The 18822-nt window shown below is 72.8% G+C and carries 18 protein-coding genes and 1 pseudogene; 15 read left to right on the forward strand and 4 right to left on the reverse strand.

Going from position 1 to position 18822, the window contains the following annotated elements; translation table 11 throughout:
• Positions 1-484 (reverse strand): alanine racemase (locus CCS38_RS16315; RefSeq protein ID WP_223734005.1); only part of this gene is annotated, 484 nt, incomplete at its 3' end.
• Between the two features lie 226 nt (positions 485-710).
• Here CCS38_RS16315 and CCS38_RS16320 point away from each other — a divergent pair.
• The 4 genes from CCS38_RS16320 (at position 711) to CCS38_RS16335 (ending at position 4816) form a co-directional block, all read left to right on the forward strand.
• Positions 711-1970 (forward strand): hypothetical protein, encoded by a 1260-nt coding sequence (locus CCS38_RS16320; RefSeq protein WP_223734006.1) that lies wholly within the window; start codon positions 711-713, stop codon positions 1968-1970.
• A complete protein-coding gene (gene mycP, locus CCS38_RS16325) occupies positions 1967-3118 on the forward strand; it encodes a type VII secretion-associated serine protease mycosin (protein ID WP_223734007.1) in 1152 nt (383 codons plus the stop codon). The genes CCS38_RS16320 and mycP overlap by 4 nt, the downstream gene beginning before the upstream one ends.
• 113 nt (positions 3119-3231) lie before the next feature.
• Positions 3232-3966, forward strand: a complete 735-nt coding sequence (locus CCS38_RS16330) for an SseB family protein (protein ID WP_223734008.1) — start codon at positions 3232-3234, stop codon at positions 3964-3966.
• A 103-nt stretch (positions 3967-4069) separates the two neighbouring features.
• The gene (locus tag CCS38_RS16335; RefSeq protein ID WP_223734009.1) at positions 4070-4816 is read left to right on the forward strand and encodes an MIP family channel protein; all 747 of its coding nucleotides are present in this window, start codon (positions 4070-4072) and stop codon (positions 4814-4816) included.
• Positions 4817-4896: 80 nt separating this feature from the next.
• On the opposite strand, the gene CCS38_RS16340 is transcribed toward CCS38_RS16335, so the two are convergent.
• The gene (locus tag CCS38_RS16340) at positions 4897-5286 is read right to left on the reverse strand and encodes a DUF1844 domain-containing protein (protein WP_223734010.1); all 390 of its coding nucleotides are present in this window, start codon (positions 5284-5286) and stop codon (positions 4897-4899) included.
• A 409-nt stretch (positions 5287-5695) separates the two neighbouring features.
• On the opposite strand from CCS38_RS16340, the pseudogene infC reads away from it, so the two are divergent.
• The 10 genes and pseudogenes from infC (at position 5696) to CCS38_RS16390 (ending at position 16542) form a co-directional block, all read left to right on the forward strand.
• Positions 5696-6345 (forward strand): annotated as a pseudogene (infC, locus tag CCS38_RS16345) (translation initiation factor IF-3).
• Positions 6346-6469: 124 nt separating this feature from the next.
• Complete coding sequence (gene rpmI / locus CCS38_RS16350) at positions 6470-6664, forward strand: 50S ribosomal protein L35 (RefSeq protein ID WP_030616321.1); 195 nt, start codon at positions 6470-6472, stop codon at positions 6662-6664.
• Positions 6665-6765: 101 nt separating this feature from the next.
• Positions 6766-7149: a 50S ribosomal protein L20 gene (rplT, locus tag CCS38_RS16355; RefSeq protein WP_030251930.1), complete on the forward strand. Its 384-nt coding sequence runs from the start codon at positions 6766-6768 to the stop codon at positions 7147-7149.
• Positions 7150-7261: 112 nt separating this feature from the next.
• Positions 7262-8116: a TrmH family RNA methyltransferase gene (locus tag CCS38_RS16360; protein WP_223734012.1), complete on the forward strand. Its 855-nt coding sequence runs from the start codon at positions 7262-7264 to the stop codon at positions 8114-8116.
• Positions 8117-8152: 36 nt separating this feature from the next.
• The gene (locus CCS38_RS16365; protein ID WP_223734013.1) at positions 8153-9304 is read left to right on the forward strand and encodes a sensor histidine kinase; all 1152 of its coding nucleotides are present in this window, start codon (positions 8153-8155) and stop codon (positions 9302-9304) included.
• A 140-nt stretch (positions 9305-9444) separates the two neighbouring features.
• Positions 9445-10572, forward strand: a complete 1128-nt coding sequence (gene pheS / locus CCS38_RS16370) for a phenylalanine--tRNA ligase subunit alpha (RefSeq protein WP_223734014.1) — start codon at positions 9445-9447, stop codon at positions 10570-10572.
• Entirely contained in the window at positions 10572-13097 is a 2526-nt protein-coding gene (gene pheT, locus CCS38_RS16375) for a phenylalanine--tRNA ligase subunit beta (RefSeq protein ID WP_223734015.1), read from the forward strand. The genes pheS and pheT overlap by 1 nt, the downstream gene beginning before the upstream one ends.
• A gap of 238 nt (positions 13098-13335) precedes the next feature.
• Positions 13336-14505 carry a PP2C family protein-serine/threonine phosphatase gene (locus CCS38_RS16380; RefSeq protein ID WP_223734016.1) on the forward strand — a complete coding sequence of 390 codons (1170 nt, stop codon included), beginning with the start codon at positions 13336-13338 and terminating at the stop codon, positions 14503-14505.
• 118 nt (positions 14506-14623) lie between these two features.
• Positions 14624-15961 (forward strand): NsdA family TPR-like regulatory protein, encoded by a 1338-nt coding sequence (locus CCS38_RS16385; protein WP_223734017.1) that lies wholly within the window; start codon positions 14624-14626, stop codon positions 15959-15961.
• Positions 15962-16011: 50 nt separating this feature from the next.
• Positions 16012-16542, forward strand: coding sequence for an NUDIX hydrolase (locus CCS38_RS16390; protein WP_372457089.1), 531 nt, complete (start codon positions 16012-16014; stop codon positions 16540-16542).
• Positions 16543-16633: 91 nt separating this feature from the next.
• Here CCS38_RS16390 and CCS38_RS16395 read toward each other — a convergent pair whose 3' ends face one another.
• Both CCS38_RS16395 and CCS38_RS16400 read right to left on the reverse strand, forming a co-directional pair.
• Positions 16634-16891, reverse strand: coding sequence for a hypothetical protein (locus CCS38_RS16395; protein WP_223734019.1), 258 nt, complete (start codon positions 16889-16891; stop codon positions 16634-16636).
• A gap of 396 nt (positions 16892-17287) precedes the next feature.
• Complete coding sequence (locus CCS38_RS16400; RefSeq protein ID WP_223734020.1) at positions 17288-18145, reverse strand: 3-hydroxybutyryl-CoA dehydrogenase; 858 nt, start codon at positions 18143-18145, stop codon at positions 17288-17290.
• Between the two features lie 157 nt (positions 18146-18302).
• Between CCS38_RS16400 and CCS38_RS16405 the strand changes: the two genes are divergently transcribed.
• Positions 18303-18822: glycoside hydrolase family 10-like protein (locus CCS38_RS16405; RefSeq protein WP_443742955.1), on the forward strand; the 520-nt coding region annotated here is incomplete at its 3' end.

Consider the following 18822-nt stretch of genomic DNA (forward strand, 5'->3'; position numbering starts at 1 on the left):
CCCGTACCCGGCCGCCCCCCGTCCGGAAGGACGTGTCCAGCTCAAGACAGACCCGGATCTCCGCCCGGCCGCCGCCCCGCGCCGCGTCGATCAGCTCCAGCTGCGCCACGTCGTCGACCAGTACCGTCACCGCCGCGGCCAGCTTCGGATCGTCCGCCAGCTCGGCGAACGCGGCCCGGTCCGCGGACGGATAGGCCAACAGCACGTCGGAGAAGCCGGAGCGGGCCAGCCAGAGCGACTCCGCGAGCGTGAAGCTCATGATCCCGGCGAACCCGTCCCGGGCCAGTACGCGTTCCAGCAGGGCCCGGCAGCGCACGGACTTGCTCGCCACCCGCACCGGCTTGCCGTGCGCGCGCCGCACCAGATCCGCGGCATTGGCATCGAACGCCGCGAGGTCGACGACGGCGAGCGGTGCGTCGAGATGAGCGGTGGCCCGGTCGTAACGGGCCTCCAAGGCATGGGGTTCGGAGGTCAGCCGGTGCATGACGGCAGCCTGCCAGACCGCATTACCGCAGGGTAGGGGAGAGATCGCGACAGACCGGACACACGGAGGCGGCCGGTACCGGACACGAGTTGCGGCCGGGGGCGCGACAGCCCGTAAAGTGGCGCAGGCCGCGGCCCGCAGACCCGCGGCACCAGGTCTGATCCATACCGTCCCGTTCCCGCACGCCGCCCGGGCACGGGGCCGAACTGCGCGAGGGGGAGCGCGGGTGAGCACCGAAGCGAACTATGTCGGCCGGCGCCGCGTGCCCCCGATACCGCCGCCACCGCCGTACCGGCCGGCCCCGGCCGCCTCGGACGCCGCCCGCGAGGAATCCGCACCGGACACCTCTGCTGTTCCGCCCCGGCCCGCGGTCCCGCCGAAGCCCAGCCGGCCGGCACCGCCCGGCTACCGGGACACCGCGTCCTTCCACCTCGCGCAGGGAGCGGCCAGCTGGCACGGCGCGAAGGGCGCCGAGGCACCGGCCAAGAAGGCCGCACCGGCCGCGCGGCCCGCCGGACCGTCTCCAGCGGAAACGTCCCCCCAGCAGCAGCGCGCCGCGGCGCGCACGCCGCTGCCTCCGGAGAAGGGACCGCTCGGGAATCCCGCGCCGGCCGTCGCGGCGCGCACCGTCGCAACACCGGCCTCCGCGGCACCGGCCGTCGCGGCACCGGGGGCCGCCGGGCAGCCCGTTCCCGGGCAGCCCCTCGCCGGGCAGTCCGTGCCCGAGCCGTCGCGCCGCCACGGGCTGCGGACGGCCGCCGCCGCTGCCTGCCTCGTCCTCGGGCTCGGCCTCATCGGCGGGGCCGCGGCCGGCAGCTGGCTCGCCGGGGGACCGAACGGGGACCAGGCCGCCGCGTTCACCGACGCCCGCAACCTGTGGCACAGCGTCCCCGTACGCACCCTCTTCCCGCGGACCCTGCACGGCACGGCCGCCGGTCCGGGCGGCGCCGACCGCACCTGGCACCGGATCGCGGTCGCGCCCGACAGCGGCTGCACCAAGGCGTTCGACCCGCTGCTGGCCAAGGCGCTGGCCCCGGCCGGCTGCAAGCGTCTGCTGCGCGCGGACTACGTGGACGCGACCCACAGCAGCGTGATCACCGTCGGAGTGGTCACCACCAGGACCGACCTCACCGGGATGCGCGCCCTGAACAAGCGGTTCACCGCCGAGCGGCTGGCCGCCCGCCGCGACCTGATGCCCCGCCCGTACACCGCTCCCGGCACGCCCGCCGCGGAGTTCGGGCCCGACCAGCGCGCCAGCTGGAGCGTCCAGGTGCTGGCCGACGCGCCCTTCGTCGTGTACGCGGTGTCCGGCTTCGCCGACGGCCGCGCGGTGCCCGACCCGCGGCCGGCCGACGAGGCCACCCGTACCGGCGCCACCTCCGCGCCCGCCCAGTCGGGGCTCGGCCACGACGCCGCCGGGGTCGCGGACGGCATCGAACGCACCTTCCGCACCCAGCTGGCCAAGGCCACGGAGGCGGACGGATGACGCGCTCCCTTCGGCACAGGCCCCGTGCGCTCGCCCTCGCCCTGACCGCCGCCGTGGTGGCCCTCACGGCCCCGCCCGCGCAGGCCGACGGCATCCGCACACAGGAATGGGCCCTGGACGCGCTGCACGTACAGGACGCCTGGCGGACCACCAAGGGGGACGGCATCACCGTCGCCGTCCTCGACACCGGCGTGGACGCCACCCACCCCGACCTCAAAGGCCAGGTACTCCCCGGCAAGGACCTGATCGGCTTCGGCGCCGAGCGCGGCGACAAGACCTGGGCGGACCACGGCACGGCGATGTCCGGCATCATCGCCGGGCACGGCCACGGCCAGTCCGACGGCGTGCTCGGCATCGCGCCCGAGGCGAAGATCCTCCCCGTCCGCGTGATCCTCGAAGACGCGGACCCGGAGCGGAAGAAGGCCCGCACCGAGCGCGCCAACGCCCTCGCCGACGGCATCCGCTGGGCCGTCGACCACGGTGCCGACGTCATCAACCTCTCCCTCGGCGACGACAGCGACTCGGCACACCCGGAGCCGCGCGAGGACGCCGCCGTCCAGTACGCGCTGCGCAAGGGCGTCCCGGTCGTCGCCTCCGCGGGCAACGGCGGCCAGCACGGCGACCACGTCTCCTACCCGGCGGCCTACCCCGGCGTGATCGCGGTGACCGCGGTGGACCGTTACGGCACCCGCGCCCGCTTCTCCACCCGCCGCTGGTACGCCACGGTCAGCGGCCCCGGTGTCGACGTCGTCATCGCCAACCCGGACCGCAAGTACTACGAGGGCTGGGGCACGAGCGCCGCCGCCGCGTACGTCTCGGGCGCGGTCGCCCTGGTACGCGCGGCCCACCCCGGCCTGCGGCCCGCCGAGATCAAGCAGCTCCTCACCGAAACCGCCCAGGACGGCCCCGCCAGTGGTCGCAGCGACGAACTGGGTGCCGGCCTGGTTGACCCCGCGGCGGCCATCAAGAAGGGCGCCCCCGCCAAGCCGGTGGCCGACGCCCGCGCCACGTACACGAAGCGCTACTTCGGCCCGGGACCCGACGGACACGCGTCGAACAGCACCGGCTCCTGGCTCCCCTGGACGGCAACGGCCGCGGGCGCAGCACTGGTGGCGGCCGCAGTGATCCTGTGGCGGCGCCGCACCTGACAAAACCAGCCCGTCCGGCGTTTGAGGACACCGTCACCGGGGCGCACCCCGACGCACAGAACCGCTGGGCACCCGCCCAAGCCCGCCCGCCCCCTGCCGATAGGCTCAACCGCGTGACGCTGAAGAACATCCCGGACCCCGGCTTCTCCGACGACGACGGCACCGCCGACCCCGAGCTGACCGCGGCCCTCGCCGCCTGGTCCGCCGACCGCGCCGCCGAGCCCCGGCTGCTCGCGGCCCTCCGCGGCGCCCGCCTGCTCGTACCGGTGGTGGCCCTGCTGGGCGAGGTGGAGACCGGCCCGGACGGGCTCCAGCGCGAGAAGACCAGCGACATGGCCGTGCCGACCCTCCAGGCCCCGGACGGCCGCCGCGCGCTCCCCGCCTTCACGTCGATCGAGACCCTGCACCGCTGGCGCCCGGACGCCCGCCCCGTCGCGGTACCGCTCCAGCAGGCGCTGCTCGCCGCCTCGCACGAGAAGGCCGACACGGTCGTCGTGGACGTCGCGGGCCCCGTGACGTACCCGCTCACCGGCGCGGCCCTGCGCGCCCTCGCCGAGGGCCGGACCACCGTCGACCCGCTCGCCGACCCCGCCGTCACCGAGGCGCTGCGGGCGGTCCTCGAGAACGAGCCCGGGGTCCGGATCGCCCATCTGGCGCCGTCCGCCGACACCGATGCCACGCTCGCCCTCGGCCTCGCCCCCGACGCCCCGGCCGGCGAGGTCGCGCAGCGCCTGGCCACCGCCCTGGCCTCGGACGACGTGCTGCGCGAGCGCCTGGTGAAGGGCCTCGACCTGGCCCTCCTGGCACCGGACGCGGCCCCGCAGGGCGCCCCGCTCTTCAGCCGCTGAACGGCCGCCACCAGGAGCTTCGGGCGACGCTTCAACAGGCGCGTACCTCGGGACGGACGCACAATCGCAACAGGTGCAAGATCCCTTCGAGGAAGGCCCCTCCATGGACACCCCGGAGACCCGCTCGGTCGTAGCCGAGTTCCTCGGCACGCTGCTCCTGGTGTTCTTCGCGGTCGGCTCTGCCGTGCTGGCCGGGGAGTACATCGGGACCTTCGGCATCGCCCTGTCCTTCGGCTTCACACTGCTGGCCCTGGCCTACGCGCTCGGCCCCATCTCCGGCTGCCACGTCAATCCCGCGGTGACGCTCGGGATGCTGGTGGCCCACCGCATCACCGTCCGTACGGCCGTCGAGTACTGGATCGCCCAGCTGCTGGGCGGCATCGTCGGCGCCGCGCTGCTCTTCCTGGTGGCCAAGCAGGTGCCGGGCCTGAAGACCGACGGCGCCTTCGGCAGCAACGGCTTCGCCGACCGCTCGGCCGTGCACATCAACCTCGGCGGCGCGTTCGTCGCCGAGATCGTGCTCACGTTCCTGCTGGTCTTCGTCGTCCTCGCGGTCACCCACAAGGTCGCCCTGGTCGGCTTCGACGGCCTGGCCATCGGCATCGCGCTGGCCACCATCCACCTCATCGGCATCCCGCTCACCGGTACGTCCGTGAACCCGGCCCGGAGCTTCGGCCCGGCGCTCTTCGCGGGCGGCGGCGCGCTCTCCCAGCTGTGGCTGTTCATCGTCGCGCCGCTGATCGGCGGCGTGCTGGCGGCCCTGGCCCACCGGCTCACCCACACCCCGTACAGCCCGCTGCGTCCCCCGGCCGACACGGAACCGCCGGCCGACGAACGCTCGGCGCTCTGACCTCACGGACGGCCTCATGACGGTGGCCCCCCGATCCACGGATCGGGGGGCCACCGTCATACGTTTCCGGCGCGGGCCGCTCAGCCGAACACCGGGCCCGTGTACTTCTCGCCCGGCCCCTGCCCCGGCTCGTCCGGCACCACCGACGCCTCGCGGAAGGCCAGCTGCAGCGACTTCAGCCCGTCCCGGAGCGGCGCCGCGTGGTACGAGCCGATCTCCGTGGCGCTCGCGGTCACCAGCCCGGCCAGCGCGTGGATCAGCTTGCGTGCCTCGTCCAGGTCCTTGTGCTGCTCGCCCTCCTCGGCGAGGCCGAGGTTGACCGCGGCCGAGCTCATCAGGTGCACCGCGACCGTCGTGATCACCTCGACGGCCGGCACGTCCGCGATGTCGCGGGTCATCGCGTCGAAGTCCGCGGGCTGCGCGTCCGGGGCGGCTGCGGGGTCGGAGGAGGGAGGGGTGGCGTCGCTCATGGCTCTCTATCTGTCCGTACGATCGGTGCGCCCGCTCCGTGCGGCCGGTGCGCTGCCCTCAGAGTAGGCCCAGGCGCGCCCGCGCCCGCGCGTGGGGCGGCGCCCCGCGCGCCCGCCGGAGGCCGTACGAGCGGAGGCCGGTACAGGTACCGCCCGGGTCATGTACCATTGACTTCGACCGGCCGGTCACCTATGTGTCCGGCCCACAAGTGGAGGCTCCGATCTCCCACCCGATTCCAGCCCCCAGGGCAGGCGGGTCACGGTCAGGCTGCGCCCCGCGGTGACATCGCGGCGGTGCTCCCCGATCTTTTTGAGGAGCCCCGCGTGTGTCCCGTCCGGGGCGTTTTTTGCGTGTTCCGGCGAGATGGTCACACCGAAAAGACGTTACGCGGCTGTCCGCCAGGCGGTCGTGTGGTGCTAAACCGAGGAGGATCCATCAGCGCCGAGCCCCGCATCAACGACCGGATTCGCGTCCCCGAGGTGCGACTCGTCGGTCCCAGTGGCGAGCAGGTCGGCATTGTGCCGCTTGCCAAGGCCCTGGAGCTTGCGCAGGAGTACGACCTCGACCTGGTCGAGGTGGCGGCGAACGCCCGTCCGCCGGTCTGCAAGCTCATGGACTACGGAAAGTTCAAGTACGAGTCGGCCATGAAGGCCCGTGAAGCGCGCAAGAACCAGGCGCACACGGTCATCAAGGAGATGAAGCTCCGGCCGAAGATCGACCCGCACGACTATGACACCAAGAAGGGTCACGTCGTCCGGTTCCTCAAGCAGGGTGACAAGGTCAAGATCACGATCATGTTCCGTGGTCGCGAGCAGTCCCGTCCGGAGCTCGGTTTCCGGCTGCTGCAGCGGCTCGCGGAGGATGTCCAGGACCTCGGTTTCGTCGAGTCGAACCCGAAGCAGGACGGCCGGAACATGATCATGGTCCTCGGTCCGCACAAGAAGAAGACCGAGGCGATGGCCGAGGCCCGCGAGGCGCAGGCCGCCCGCAAGGCGGAGCGCCAGGGTGTTGCCCCTGCCGAGCAGGAGCAGGCCGCCGAGGAGCCCGCCGAGGCGTGATCCAGGGGCGTACGCCCCGGAGCGCGCCGGGGTCACCGCCCCGGACACCAACCGAAACAACTGACGCTCCCGTATGCCGGCCCACCGGCCGGCGGGAGCGCCACTGACGAGGAGAGAACGGCGCATGCCGAAGAACAAGACGCACAGCGGCTCCAGCAAGCGCTTCAAGGTCACCGGCTCCGGCAAGGTGCTGCGCGAGCGCGCCGGCAAGCGCCACCTGCTCGAGCACAAGTCGTCCAAGCTGACGCGTCGCCTCACCGGCAACGCCGAGATGGCCCCGGGCGACGCCAAGAAGATCAAGAAGCTTCTCGGCAAGTGAGTCGCCGCGCCCCTGTGAAGGCGGCGCGCGACCCAGACCGGGACCTGATTCGAATCGGGCCGTGTGCCGACCACCACGGCCCCGCTACAAGGAGTTAACAAGTGGCACGCGTCAAGCGGGCAGTCAACGCCCACAAGAAGCGCCGGGCGATCCTCGAGCAGGCCAGCGGCTACCGCGGCCAGCGGTCGCGCCTCTACCGCAAGGCCAAGGAGCAGGTCACCCACTCCTTCGTCTACAACTACAACGACCGCAAGAAGCGCAAGGGCGACTTCCGTCAGCTGTGGATCCAGCGCATCAACGCCGCTGCCCGCGCCAACGGCATGACCTACAACCGCTTCATCCAGGGTCTGAAGGCCGCCAACATCGAGGTGGACCGCAAGATCCTGGCCGACCTCGCGGTCAACGACCAGAACGCGTTCGCCGCGCTGGTCGAGGTGGCGCAGAAGGCGCTGCCGAGCGACGTGAACGCTCCCAAGGCTGCCTGAACCTCAGCCTGAGGAAGTCGTCGAGCGGACCCGCAGGCCCCCGGCCTGCGGGTCCGCCGCCGTTTTGCACCACCGTCCCGTCATCCCTTTACGACGAAGCGAGCCGCCGCCCATGGGCACCCCCGAGCTGATCTCCCCGCGTTCCGCACGCGTCGCCGCCGCCCGGCGGCTGGCCCGCCGCAATTTCCGCGGCAAGGAGCGCCGGTTCATCGCCGAGGGGCCGCAGGCGGTCAGAGAGGCCGTACGGCACAGCAGTGGCGGCGAGCCGACCCTGATCGAGGTCTTCGCCACGCCCGAGGCCGCCGAGCGGCACGAGGCCATCGTGGCCGCGGCCCAGGACGCCGGGGTGCGCGTGCTGCTCGCCGACGACGACACCATCGCCGACCTCTCGCAGACCGTGACCCCGCAGGGCCTGGTCGGCGTCTGCCGCTTCCTGGACTCGCCGTTCGAGGAGATCCTGGCCGCGCGGCCCAAGCTGGTCGCGGTGCTGGCCAACGTCCGTGACCCCGGGAACGCCGGTACGGTACTGCGCTGCGCGGACGCCGCGGGCGCCGACGCCGTGGTGCTCACCGACGCCTCCGTCGACCTGTACAACCCCAAGTCCGTACGTGCCTCCGTCGGCTCGCTCTTCCACCTGCCGGTGGCGGTCGGCGTGCCGGTCGAGCGGGTCGTCGACGGGCTCAAGGGCGTGGGCGTGCGGATCCTGGCGGCGGACGGTGCGGGGGAGGACGACCTGGACGCGGAGCTGGACGCGGGGACCATGGGCGGTCCGTCGGCCTGGATCTTCGGCAACGAGGCATGGGGACTCCCGGAGGAGACCCGCGCGCTCGCGGACGCCGTCGTGCGGGTGCCCATCCACGGCAAGGCCGAGAGCCTGAACCTCGCGACCGCGGCCGCGGTGTGCCTGTACGCCTCCGCGCGCGCCCAGCGCACGGCCGGAGGGTGCCGCTCCACCGCCGCGGGCTAGTAGGGTGGCGTGCCCACACCGGAAGGGGGCAGCGGGATGAATGTGCGGACTTCCGGCACACGCGCGTCCGTGGTGGACATCTGTCTCTCGGGCGACCCCGGCGAGAACCCTCCACTCCCGTACGACCCGGCCGCCACGGCCGCCGGGCTGGTACCGGACGAGCTGCCCGACGGTCTGGTGGTGGCCGACGAGAGCGGCCGGGTGGTGTGCTTCAACGCCGCCGCAGCCCGGCTGACGGCCGTTGACCCCGGCGACGTACTGGGGCTGCCCCTGGAGAGCGCGCTGCCGCTGCAGGACATGGAGGGCCGCCGCTGGTGGCAGCTCACCGACCCGTACGGCGGGCTGGCCATCCGCACCGGCCAGCCGGAGCGCAATCTGCTGCTCGGCAGCCGGGAGCTGCTGGTCTCCGCACGGTACGTACGCGACCGGCCGCTGGGCACGGTGCGGCGGCTGGTCGTCACGCTGCGCGGCACCGAGGCGCGGCGGCGTACGGAGCTGAGCCACGCCGAGCTGATCGCCACCGTCGCGCACGAGCTGCGCTCGCCGCTGACCTCCGTGAAGGGCTTCACCGCGACCCTGCTGCAGAAGTGGGAGCGGTTCACCGACGACCAGAAGCGGCTGATGCTGGAGACGGTCGACGCGGACGCGAACCGTGTGACGCGGCTGATCGCCGAGCTGCTGGACATCTCGCGGATCGACTCGGGGCGTCTCGAGGTGCGCCGGCAGCGGGTCGACATGGCCTCGGCGGTACGGCGGCACGTCCAGGCGCAGACCACGGCGGGCCAGCGCCCGGACCGCTTCCTGATCCGCATACTGGAACCGCTCCCCGAGATGTGGGCCGATCCGGACAAGGTTGATCAGGTACTGGGCAACCTGCTGGAAAATGCGGTGCGGCACGGCGAGGGAACGGTCACCATCGAAGTGGCACCGACACCCATGACGACCGGCGCGGAGGGAACGACCGTCACCGTGAGCGACGAGGGCCCCGGCATCCCCGAGGAGTCGATGAGCCGCGTCTTCACCCGCTTCTGGCGGGGCAGCAAGCGCGGCGGCACCGGCCTGGGCCTGTACATCGTCAAGGGCATCGTCGAGGCCCACGGCGGCACGATCACGGTCGGCCGGGCCCCGGCCGGCGGCGCGCAGTTCCGATTTACCCTGCCCGTCGGCACCCCGGCCTTCATGGCCTGAGCGGGACCGACGGGCGCCGTCCTGCCTGGGGCGTCGGTGAGGCGTGGCAGCGATGCCCCTTAGACTTGACCTTTGGCACCTTTGGCATTCAAGCGTCGGGGGCAAGCCGCGCGCCAAGACCACCGGAAGCACGGGAAGAGATGTCCGCACCCAATAAGTCGTACGACCCTGTTGAGGTCGAGGCCCTGAAACCGGAAGAGATCGAGCGCATGCAGAGCGAGGCGCTCGCCGCGTTCGCCGCCGCGACCGACCTCGACGAGCTCGCTCACGCGAAGACCGCCCACACCGGCGGCACCTCGCCGCTCGCGCTCGCCAACCGGGAGATCGGCGCCCTGCCCCCGCACGCCAAGGCGGACGCCGGCAAGCGCGTCGGCCAGGCCCGCGGCCGCGTGAACCAGGCCCTCAAGGTCCGCCAGGAGGAGCTGGAGGCCGAGCGGGACGCCCGCGTACTGGTCGAGGAGGCGGTGGACGTCACGCTGCCGTACGACCGCGTACAGGCCGGCGCCCGGCACCCGCTCACCACCCTCTCGGAGCGCATCGAGGACGTCTTCGTGGCGATGGGCTACTCCGTCGCCGAGGGCCCCGAGGTCGAGTCCGAGTGGCTGAACTTCGACGCGCTGAACATCGCCCCGGACCACCCGGCCCGCACGATGCAGGACACCTTCTTCGTCGAGTCGGCCGCCGACGGCGACGAGAAGCAGACCGGTGTGGTGCTGCGCACGCACACCTCGCCGGTGCAGATCCGCTCGATGCTGGACCGCGAGCCGCCGCTCTACGTCATCTGCCCGGGCCGCGTCTACCGCACCGACGAGCTGGACGCGACCCACACCCCGGTCTTCAACCAGGTCGAGCTGCTCGCCATCGACGAGGGCCTGACCATGGCGGACCTCAAGGGCACCCTGGACCACATGGTCCGGGCGCTCTTCGGTGAGGGCATGGAGACCCGGCTGCGCCCGAACTACTTCCCGTTCACCGAGCCGTCCGCCGAGATGGACATGGTGTGCTACGTGTGCCGCGGCGCGTCCGTGGGCAATCCGGACGCGCCCTGCCGCACCTGCTCCAGCGAGGGCTGGATCGAGCTGGGCGGCTGCGGCATGGTCAACCCGCGGGTGCTGACCGCCTGCGGCGTCGACCCGGAGAAGTACAGCGGATTCGCCTTCGGGTTCGGCATCGAGCGGATGCTGATGTTCCGCCACAACGTCGAGGACATGCGAGACATGGTCGAGGGTGACGTGCGCTTCACCCGGCCTTTCGGGATGGAGATCTGATGCGGGTCCCGCTTTCTTGGCTGCGGGAGTACGTCGACCTGCCGGCCGGTGAGTCCGGTCGTGACGTGCAGACCAAGCTGATTGCCTCCGGTCTGGAGGTGGAGACCGTCGAGCAGCTGGGCGCCGGCATCGAGGGTCCGCTGGTCGTCGGCCAGGTGCTGACGATCGAGGAGCTGGAGGGCTTCAAGAAGCCGATCCGCTTCTGCACGGTCGACGTCGGCCAGGCCAACGGCACCGGCGAGCCGCAGGAGATCGTCTGCGGCGCGCGCAACTTCGCCGTCGGCGACAAGGTCGTCGTGGTCCTCCCGGGCGCCACGCTGCCCGGCGGCTTCAAGATCTCCGCGCGCAAGACGTACGGCAAGAAGTCGCACGGCATGATCTGCTCCGGCGACGAGCTGGGCATGGGCGACGACGGCAGCGGCGGCATCATCGTGCTGCCTCCGGAGTACGAGGTCGGCACCGACGCGATCGAGCTGCTGCAGCTGGTCGACGAGGTGCTGGACATCGCCGTCACCCCGGACCGCGGCTACTGCCTGTCGATGCGCGGCGTGGCCCGCGAGACCGCGACCGCGTACGGCCTGCCGCTGCGCGACCCGGCGCTGCTGGACGTGCCGCCGCCGAACAGCTACGGCTACCCGGTCAAGGTCACCGACCCGATCGGCTGCGACCGCTTCACCGCCCGTACGGTCGTGGGCCTCCAGCCCGAGGCGCGCTCGCCGATCTGGCTGCAGCGCCGTCTGCAGAAGGCCGGCATGCGGCCGATCTCGCTCGCCGTCGACGTCACCAACTACGTGATGCTCGAACTGGGCCAGCCGCTGCACGCCTACGACCGCTCCCTCGTCGAGGGCACGATCGGGGTCCGCCGCGCCGAGCCCGGCGAGAAGATCACGACGCTGGACGGCACGAAGCGCGTCCTGGACGCCGAGGACCTGGTCATCACCGACGACCGCGGGCCGATCGGCCTGGCGGGCGTCATGGGCGGCGCCAACACCGAGATCGCCGACCACGGGGCCGACCCGGAGACCGGTGCGGTGCGGGGCACCACCGACGTCGTCATCGAGGCGGCGCACTTCAACCCGCTCGCGATCGCGCGCACGGCCCGCCGTCACAAGCTGTCCTCCGAGGCGTCCAAGCGCTTCGAGCGCGGCGTGGACCCGGAGGCCGCGTCCGCCGCCGCGCAGCGGACCGTCGACCTGCTCGTCCTGCTCGCGGGCGGCACCGCCGAGGCCGGCGTGACGGAGATCGTGGCGCCCAGCGGGCCGCACACGATCACCATCCCGGCGGACCACCCGGACAAGGTCGCGGGCGTGGCGTACGGCCGCGAGACCGTCGTCCGCCGCCTCCAGCAGGTCGGCTGCGACGTGTACGGCCAGGACGAGCTCATGGTCACGGTGCCGTCCTGGCGCCCCGACCTGACCGACCCGAACGACCTCGCCGAAGAGGTCATCCGGCTGGAGGGCTACGAGAACCTGCCCTCCACGCTGCCCACGCCGCCCGCGGGCACCGGCCTGACCGAGCGGCAGCGGCTGCACCGCCGGGCCGGCCGCGCGCTGGCCGGCGCCGGCTACGTCGAGGCGCTGAACTACCCGTTCATCGGCGAGGCCGTGCTCGACCAGCTCGGCATCGAGGCCGACGACCCGCGCCGCCGCACGGTGAAGCTGGTCAACCCGCTCTCGGACGAGGAGCCCTCGCTCCGTACGACGCTGCTGCCGGGCCTGCTGTCGGCGCTGCGCCGCAACGACGGCCGTGGCTCGCACGACCTGGCGCTCTTCGAGACCGGCCTGGTCTTCCGGCCGACCGGTGACGAGAAGCCGGCCGCCCGGCTGCCCGTCGACCGCCGCCCGACCGACGCGGAGATCGCCGCGCTGAATGCCGCGCTGCCCGAGCAGCCGCGCCGCGCCGCCGTGGTCCTCGCGGGCGCCCGCGAGCAGGCCGGCTGGTGGGGCAAGGGCCGCCCGGCGACCTGGGCCGACGCCGTCGAGGCGGGCCGCCTGGTGGCCCGTGAGGCCGGCGTCGAGCTGATCGTCCGCCAGGACCAGCACGCGCCCTGGCACCCGGGCCGCTGCGCCGCGCTGCTCGCGGTCGTGGACGGCGAGGAGGTGCTCGTCGGCAACGCCGGTGAGCTGCACCCGCGCGTCATCAAGGCGCTCGGCCTGCCGGAGCGGACCGCCGCCATGGAGATCGACCTGGACCGCCTGGAGCGGGCCGGTGCGGGTGTGGTGCCCGCGCCGCGGATCTCCACCTTCCCGGTCGCCACCCAGGACGTCGCGCTGATCGTCGACTCCGCGGTCCCGGCCGCCGACGTCGAGGCCGCGCTGCGGTCCGGCGCCGGTGAACTGCTGGAGGACCTGCGGCTGTTCGACGTCTTCACCGGCGAGCAGGTCGGCGAGGGCAAGAAGTCCCTGGCGTACGCGCTGCGCTTCCGCGCGGCCGACCGCACGCTGACCGCCGACGAGGCCACCGCGGCCCGTGACGCGGCCGTGGCGGCGGCGGTGGAGCGCACGGGCGCGAGCCTGCGCGGCTGAGGAAGCACCCCGGAGCGGGGGCGGTACCGGTTCCGACCGGTACCGCCCCCGCTTTTCCGTGCCCGTTTCGGTCGGACGGCCTCCGGGTGGCGTCAACCTCGCTCGTCACTCGATCGGGTGAGAGGGCGGCGCTGGGTGGCCGGCCCGCCACCCGGCGTCGCCAGAATCGATCACGCCGTGGAGCATTTATGCGTCGGCACGCGACCACGCGACGGTACGGCCGAGGGAGACCATCCGGATGAACCGCACGTGGGCGTGGCGGCCGCTGCCGCCCGTGGCGGGAGAAACGTTCGGCGGCTTCATGCGCCGGCTGCTCGTCCTCGTGCTCCCCGGGATCTGGGTGGCCGCGATCCTCACCTGGGAACTGGCCGGTACCGGCCACACCCAGCCACTCCAACTGCTCGCCGCCGCCCCGGCCATCGCCTGCGCCGGCACCGGCCGCCGGGAGTGCGTCGTGCTCGGCGGCCTGTGCGCGCTGATCGCCCTCGTGCCGCTCGGCGCGGCCGGCCAGGACACCACGACCGCGACCCGGCTGGGCACCTGCGCCGCGATCCTCGCCGTGGTCGCGGCCAGCTATCTGTCGGCGGGGCGGCGGGCGCGGCTGCTCCGCGAGCTCGCGCGCACCCGGGACGTCGCGGAGGCGGCGCAGCGGCTCGTGCTGCGCCCGCTGCCGGAGCGGATCGGCTCCATCCGGGTCGCCGCCGGGCACCTGTCGGCGGGCGAGGGCGCGCTCATCGGCGGCGACCTGTACGACGCGGTGCCGACGCGGTACGGCCTGCGGGTCGTCATCGGTGATGTGCGCGGCCACGGCCTGGCGGCCGTCGGAACGGTCTCCGCCATGCTCGGCTGCTTCCGCGAGGCCGCACACGACGAGCCGGAACTGTCGGGGGTGTTACGCCGCCTGGACCGCGCGCTGGCGCGGCACCTGGCCGGGCGGTCCGGAGCGGCGGAAGCCGAAGACGCGGACGCCGCCGAGGAGTTCGTCACCGTACTGCTGCTCCAGGTCGCGCATGGCGGCGAGTACACCGCACTGAACTGCGGCCACCCCTGGCCCTACCGGTTCGGCAGCGGCACGGCCGAGCCGGTCGCGCAGGACGAACCGCTGCCCCCGCTCGGCCTGTTCCCGCTCCCCGAGCGGCTCCACCCGCTGCCCGGGCGGCTGGCCGGCCGCGAGGGGCTGCTGCTGTACACGGACGGCGCCGAGGACGCCCGCGACGCGCACGGGGCGTTCTTCCCGCTCCGCACGGAACTGCTCGCGTGCCTGTCCGGGGCCGCCACGCGCCCGCTCGCCCCCTGCGCCCTCGTCGCCGCCGTGCGCGACCGGATCGTCCGGCACGCGGGCGGCCGGCTCACCGACGACGTCGCCCTGCTGGCCCTCGCCGAGGACCGCCCGCACGTCCCCGCGTGACGCCGCCCCGCCGAACGGGGCCCCCGCCGTTCACACCCCGTGTGAACTTCCCCTGATTACGCTGATGATGAGGCGAAGCGCGCCCGCGACGGGCGAGGGCGCGGATCAGGAGGGGGCCATGGAGCCCAATACCCTGCTCGATGCGATCCTGGACGAGGCGGGCATCTCGCACGCCGGGCTGGCCGTGCACATCAACCAGCTCGGCCGCCGGCGCGGCCTGTCCCTGCGGTACGAACACACCGCCGTGGCCCGCTGGCTGAAGGGCCAGCGGCCGCGCGGCCAGGTCCCCGACCTGATCTGCGAGATCCTCAGCGACCGGCTGCACCGCCCGGTCGGCCTGGACGACATCGGGCTGAGCCGGCCCGGCACCCGCCGTGCCGCCGACACCCCGCTCTCCGGCTTCGTCGAGCGGGCCACCGCCCTGTGGCGCTCCGACGAGCAGCAGCGCCCGCACGTCCTCAGCGCGCCCGCGCTGACCGGGACTTCGGCGGTCATGCCCGTATGGGAGTGGGAGAACCCACCGGAGGACTCCGACGTCTCGCGGAGCGGCCTGACCCGGGTGTCCATGGCCGACATCGAGATGCTGCGCTCGGCGCGCACGCACTACGAGCAGATGTACCGCAAGGCCGGCGGCGTCGCGACCAGAGCGCGCATCGTCGGCTTCCTCAACACCGAGGCGGCGCCGCTGCTGCGCGGCAGCTACACCGACGCCACGGGGCGTCAGCTGCACCGCGCCACCGGCGGGCTGGTCGCCGTGGCCGGCATCTGCGCGTACGACTCGGACGCCTTCGGGCTCGCGCAGCGCTACTTCCACCAGGCGCTGCGGCTGGCCAAGGCCAGCGGCGACCGGGGGCTCGGCGCGTACATCATCGCGCTGCTGGTGAACCAGTCGCTGTTCACCCGCGAGTACCGCCAGGCGGTCGCCTTCGCCGAGGCGGCACTGCGCGCGGCGGGCCCGCACATCACCGCGGCGCTGGCCACCGACCTGTACGCGATGCAGGCGAAGGCGTACGCGCGGCTGGGCGACGGCGCCGGCGCGCTGTCCTGCATCCGCCGCGCCGAGGCCGCGGCGGAGCGGATCCGGCCGCGCCTGGAGCCGGACGAGACCGGCTACGTCCAGCCGGGCCTGGTCAACGTACAGGTGGCGGAGGCGCTGCTCAGCCTGGGCGACCTGCGGGCCGCACAGGAACAGGCCACCGCCGCCGTCGACACCCCCGCGCACGACCGCGGCAGGGTGCACCGGCTCGCCATCCTCGCGCACATCGAGCTGAGACAGGGAGAGGCCGAAAAGGCCGTGGCCAGCGCGACGCAGATGGCGGAACAGGCACGGGGCATGGAGTCGCAGCGGTTACGGGACCGCCTGCGGGCGGTACGCGAGCTCCTTGCCGGCACCGGAAGCAGCGCCACCGACGCCGCGGCCGACTTGATCGATGAGGCGTTGCGCGTTCCGCTCTGACGGATGGCTCGTGTCCACGTGCCATCTCTTCGGCGGAAGGTGGCAGGCACGTGCGATGGAAAAATCTCATGGAGCAGACCGTGTACGAGAACCGCTGGTTCCGGGTCAACCTCGCTGATGTGGAGCTCCCGGACGGGCGGCATCTGGACCACTACCTGATCCGGATGCGGGCCGTGGCGGTGGCCACGGTGGTCAACGAGGCGAACGAGGTGCTGCTGCTGTGGCGGCACCGTTTCATCACCGACACCTGGGGCTGGGAGCTGGCCGCCGGGGTGGTCGAGGACGGCGAGGACGTCGCCGTCGCGGCCGCCCGCGAGATGGAGGAGGAGACCGGCTGGCGGCCCGGGCCCCTGACCCATCTGCTGTCCGTGGAGCCGTCCAACGGCCTCACGGACGCCGTGCACCACATCTACTGGTCCGACCGGGCCGAGTACGTCGGCCACCCCGAGGACGACTTCGAGTCCGACCGGCGGGAGTGGGTACCGCTCAAGCTCGTGCCGGACATGGTGGCGCGGGGTGAGGTGCCGGCCGCCAACATGGCGGCGGCGCTGCTGATGCTGCACCATCTCCGCCTGGGCTGAGCCCCGGCCGGGCGCGCCCGTCAGGGTCTTGGGCGGGCGCCGCCCGGTGCCGGACAGGTCCGGTGGCCCCTGCCACCGGCCGGTCCACCGGTCAGTTCGTCAGCACCTGCCACACGGCGACCGCCAGGGCCGCGATCCCGGTGAGCGCGGCGACGGACGGCAGTGGCCACCGTCCGTGTTCAATCTGCGTGAGCCTGCTGGCCAGTTCCTCCGCGTCGCGCTCGTAACTCTCGGTGCGCTGCGCGAGCAGGGCGAGCTGGCCGTCGACACGTGCGGTGCGCACGTCACAGCAGCGCCTGAGCTCCGCCACATCGGTGGCCACCAGTTCGGTTTCAGGGTGGGCGGTCACTGTCCGCTCCTCATTCCTCTCGGAAACTCGGTGTTTTCTGTACTACAGACAGTGAACTGCTTTGTGGGGCAGGGCGGGAGAGTGTGCGGGAGGAATATGCGTGTCAACGCCGCACACCCCGTGTGAATTCAGTGCGGCCGAGGCTGCGGCGGGGGGTGTGCGGACTTCACACGGGGTGCGAACCGCGCACCCGAACCGGACCCTTTCACACGGTCCCGGCCACGGCCGCCGAGGAGTTGACTCAACAGGGCCACGGGGGCGACAGCCGGCGGACGGGCGCCCGCCGGCGGTGTCCGACCGCCGTCTTTCCCCCCGAGCGGCGGCGGACGGCCGGACGGCCCACGCCTTCACAACGCCGTCCGGCGCCCCCGTGGATCAGGCGCTCAGTACGGGCGCTCAGTACGGGTAGAAGCCCGAGCCCGTCTTGCGGCCCAGCCGGCCCGCGTCGACCATCCGCTGCAGCAGCGGGGGAGCGGCGTACAGCGGCTCCTTGAACTCCTCGTACATCGAGTCGGCGACCGAGGCGACGGTGTCCAGGCCGATCAGGTCGGCCAGCTTCAGCGGACCCATCGGGTGGGCGCAGCCCAGCTCCATGCCGTTGTCGATGTCCTCGCGGTTCGCCGTGCCCTGCTCGAACATCCGGATCGCGGAGAGCAGGTACGGGATCAGCAGCGCGTTGACGACGAAGCCGGAGCGGTCCTGGGCGCGGATGGCGTGCTTGCCCAGGTGGTTCTGGACCAGCGCCTCGGCGCGCTTGATGGTCTCCTCGCCGGTGGTGAGCGCCGGGATGATCTCGACCAGCTTCTGCACCGGTGCCGGGTTGAAGAAGTGGATGCCGATGACCTGCTCCGGGCGGGAGGTCGCGACGGCGAGCTTCACCAGCGGGATGGAGGAGGTGTTGGAGGCCAGGATCGCGTCGGGGCGCGTCACGACCTGGTCGAGCACCTGGAAGATCTCGGTCTTGACCTGCTCGTTCTCCACGACCGCCTCGATGACGAGGTCGCGGTCGGAGAATTCGCCGAGGTCGGTGGTGAAGCTGAGCCGGGCGAGCGTCGCGTCGCGCTCCGCACTGGTGATCTTGCCGCGCTCGGCCGCCTTGCCGAGGGAATTGGTCAGGCGGGTGCGGCCGATTTCCAGGGCCTCGCCGGTGGTCTCGGCGACCATGACCTCCAGGCCGGCCCGCGCACATACCTCGGCGATGCCGGCGCCCATCTGGCCGCAGCCGACCACTCCGACGCGTTCGATGTCGGTCACATCGTGCCTTTCGCTGATCTTCGGGACCGGCGGGGGCCGTAAGGGTCCGACGCCCGCCTCGGCCCCGACGTTACTCCGCGCGCTGGTGCGCAGGAGCGGGCGGGGCGGGCATTCTGAGCGTGGAGAGCCGGAGGCACCGGACGGAAGGGGTGGTGGTATGCGACTACGGCGAATAGGCGGAATAGGCACAATCGCCCGGAGAGGTGCTACGCGGAGGGGTTTCACGGTGGCGGCGCTGGGGGCGGCGTCCTCGATGCTGTGGGTGCCGGGCGCGGCGGCGAGTACGCCGGGCGGGGCCGGGCAGCCCACCGAAAGCGCAGGTCAGGGGAGGGGCGGTGCGGCCGGCCGCCGGCCGGAGTTCCGGGGGATGTGGCTGGCGACCGTGGCCAACCGCGACTGGCCGTCCAAGCCGGGCCTGACCGCCGCGCAGCAGCAGGCCGAGCTGGTGGCCTACCTCGACAAGGCGGCCGCCACCCGGCTGAACGCGGTGATCTTCCAGGTACGCCCCACCGCCGACGCGCTGTGGCCCTCCCCGTACGAGCCGTGGTCGCAGTACCTCACCGGCGTCCAGGGCCGCGACCCCGGCTGGGACCCGCTGGACTTCGCCGTCCGGGAGGCGCACGAGCGCGATCTGGAGCTGCACGCCTGGTTCAACCCGTACCGCGTCGCCAACCACA

This window comes from Streptomyces purpurogeneiscleroticus (genome assembly GCF_020024005.1).
In the GTDB taxonomy this organism is placed as follows: domain Bacteria; phylum Actinomycetota; class Actinomycetes; order Streptomycetales; family Streptomycetaceae; genus Streptomyces; species Streptomyces purpurogeneiscleroticus.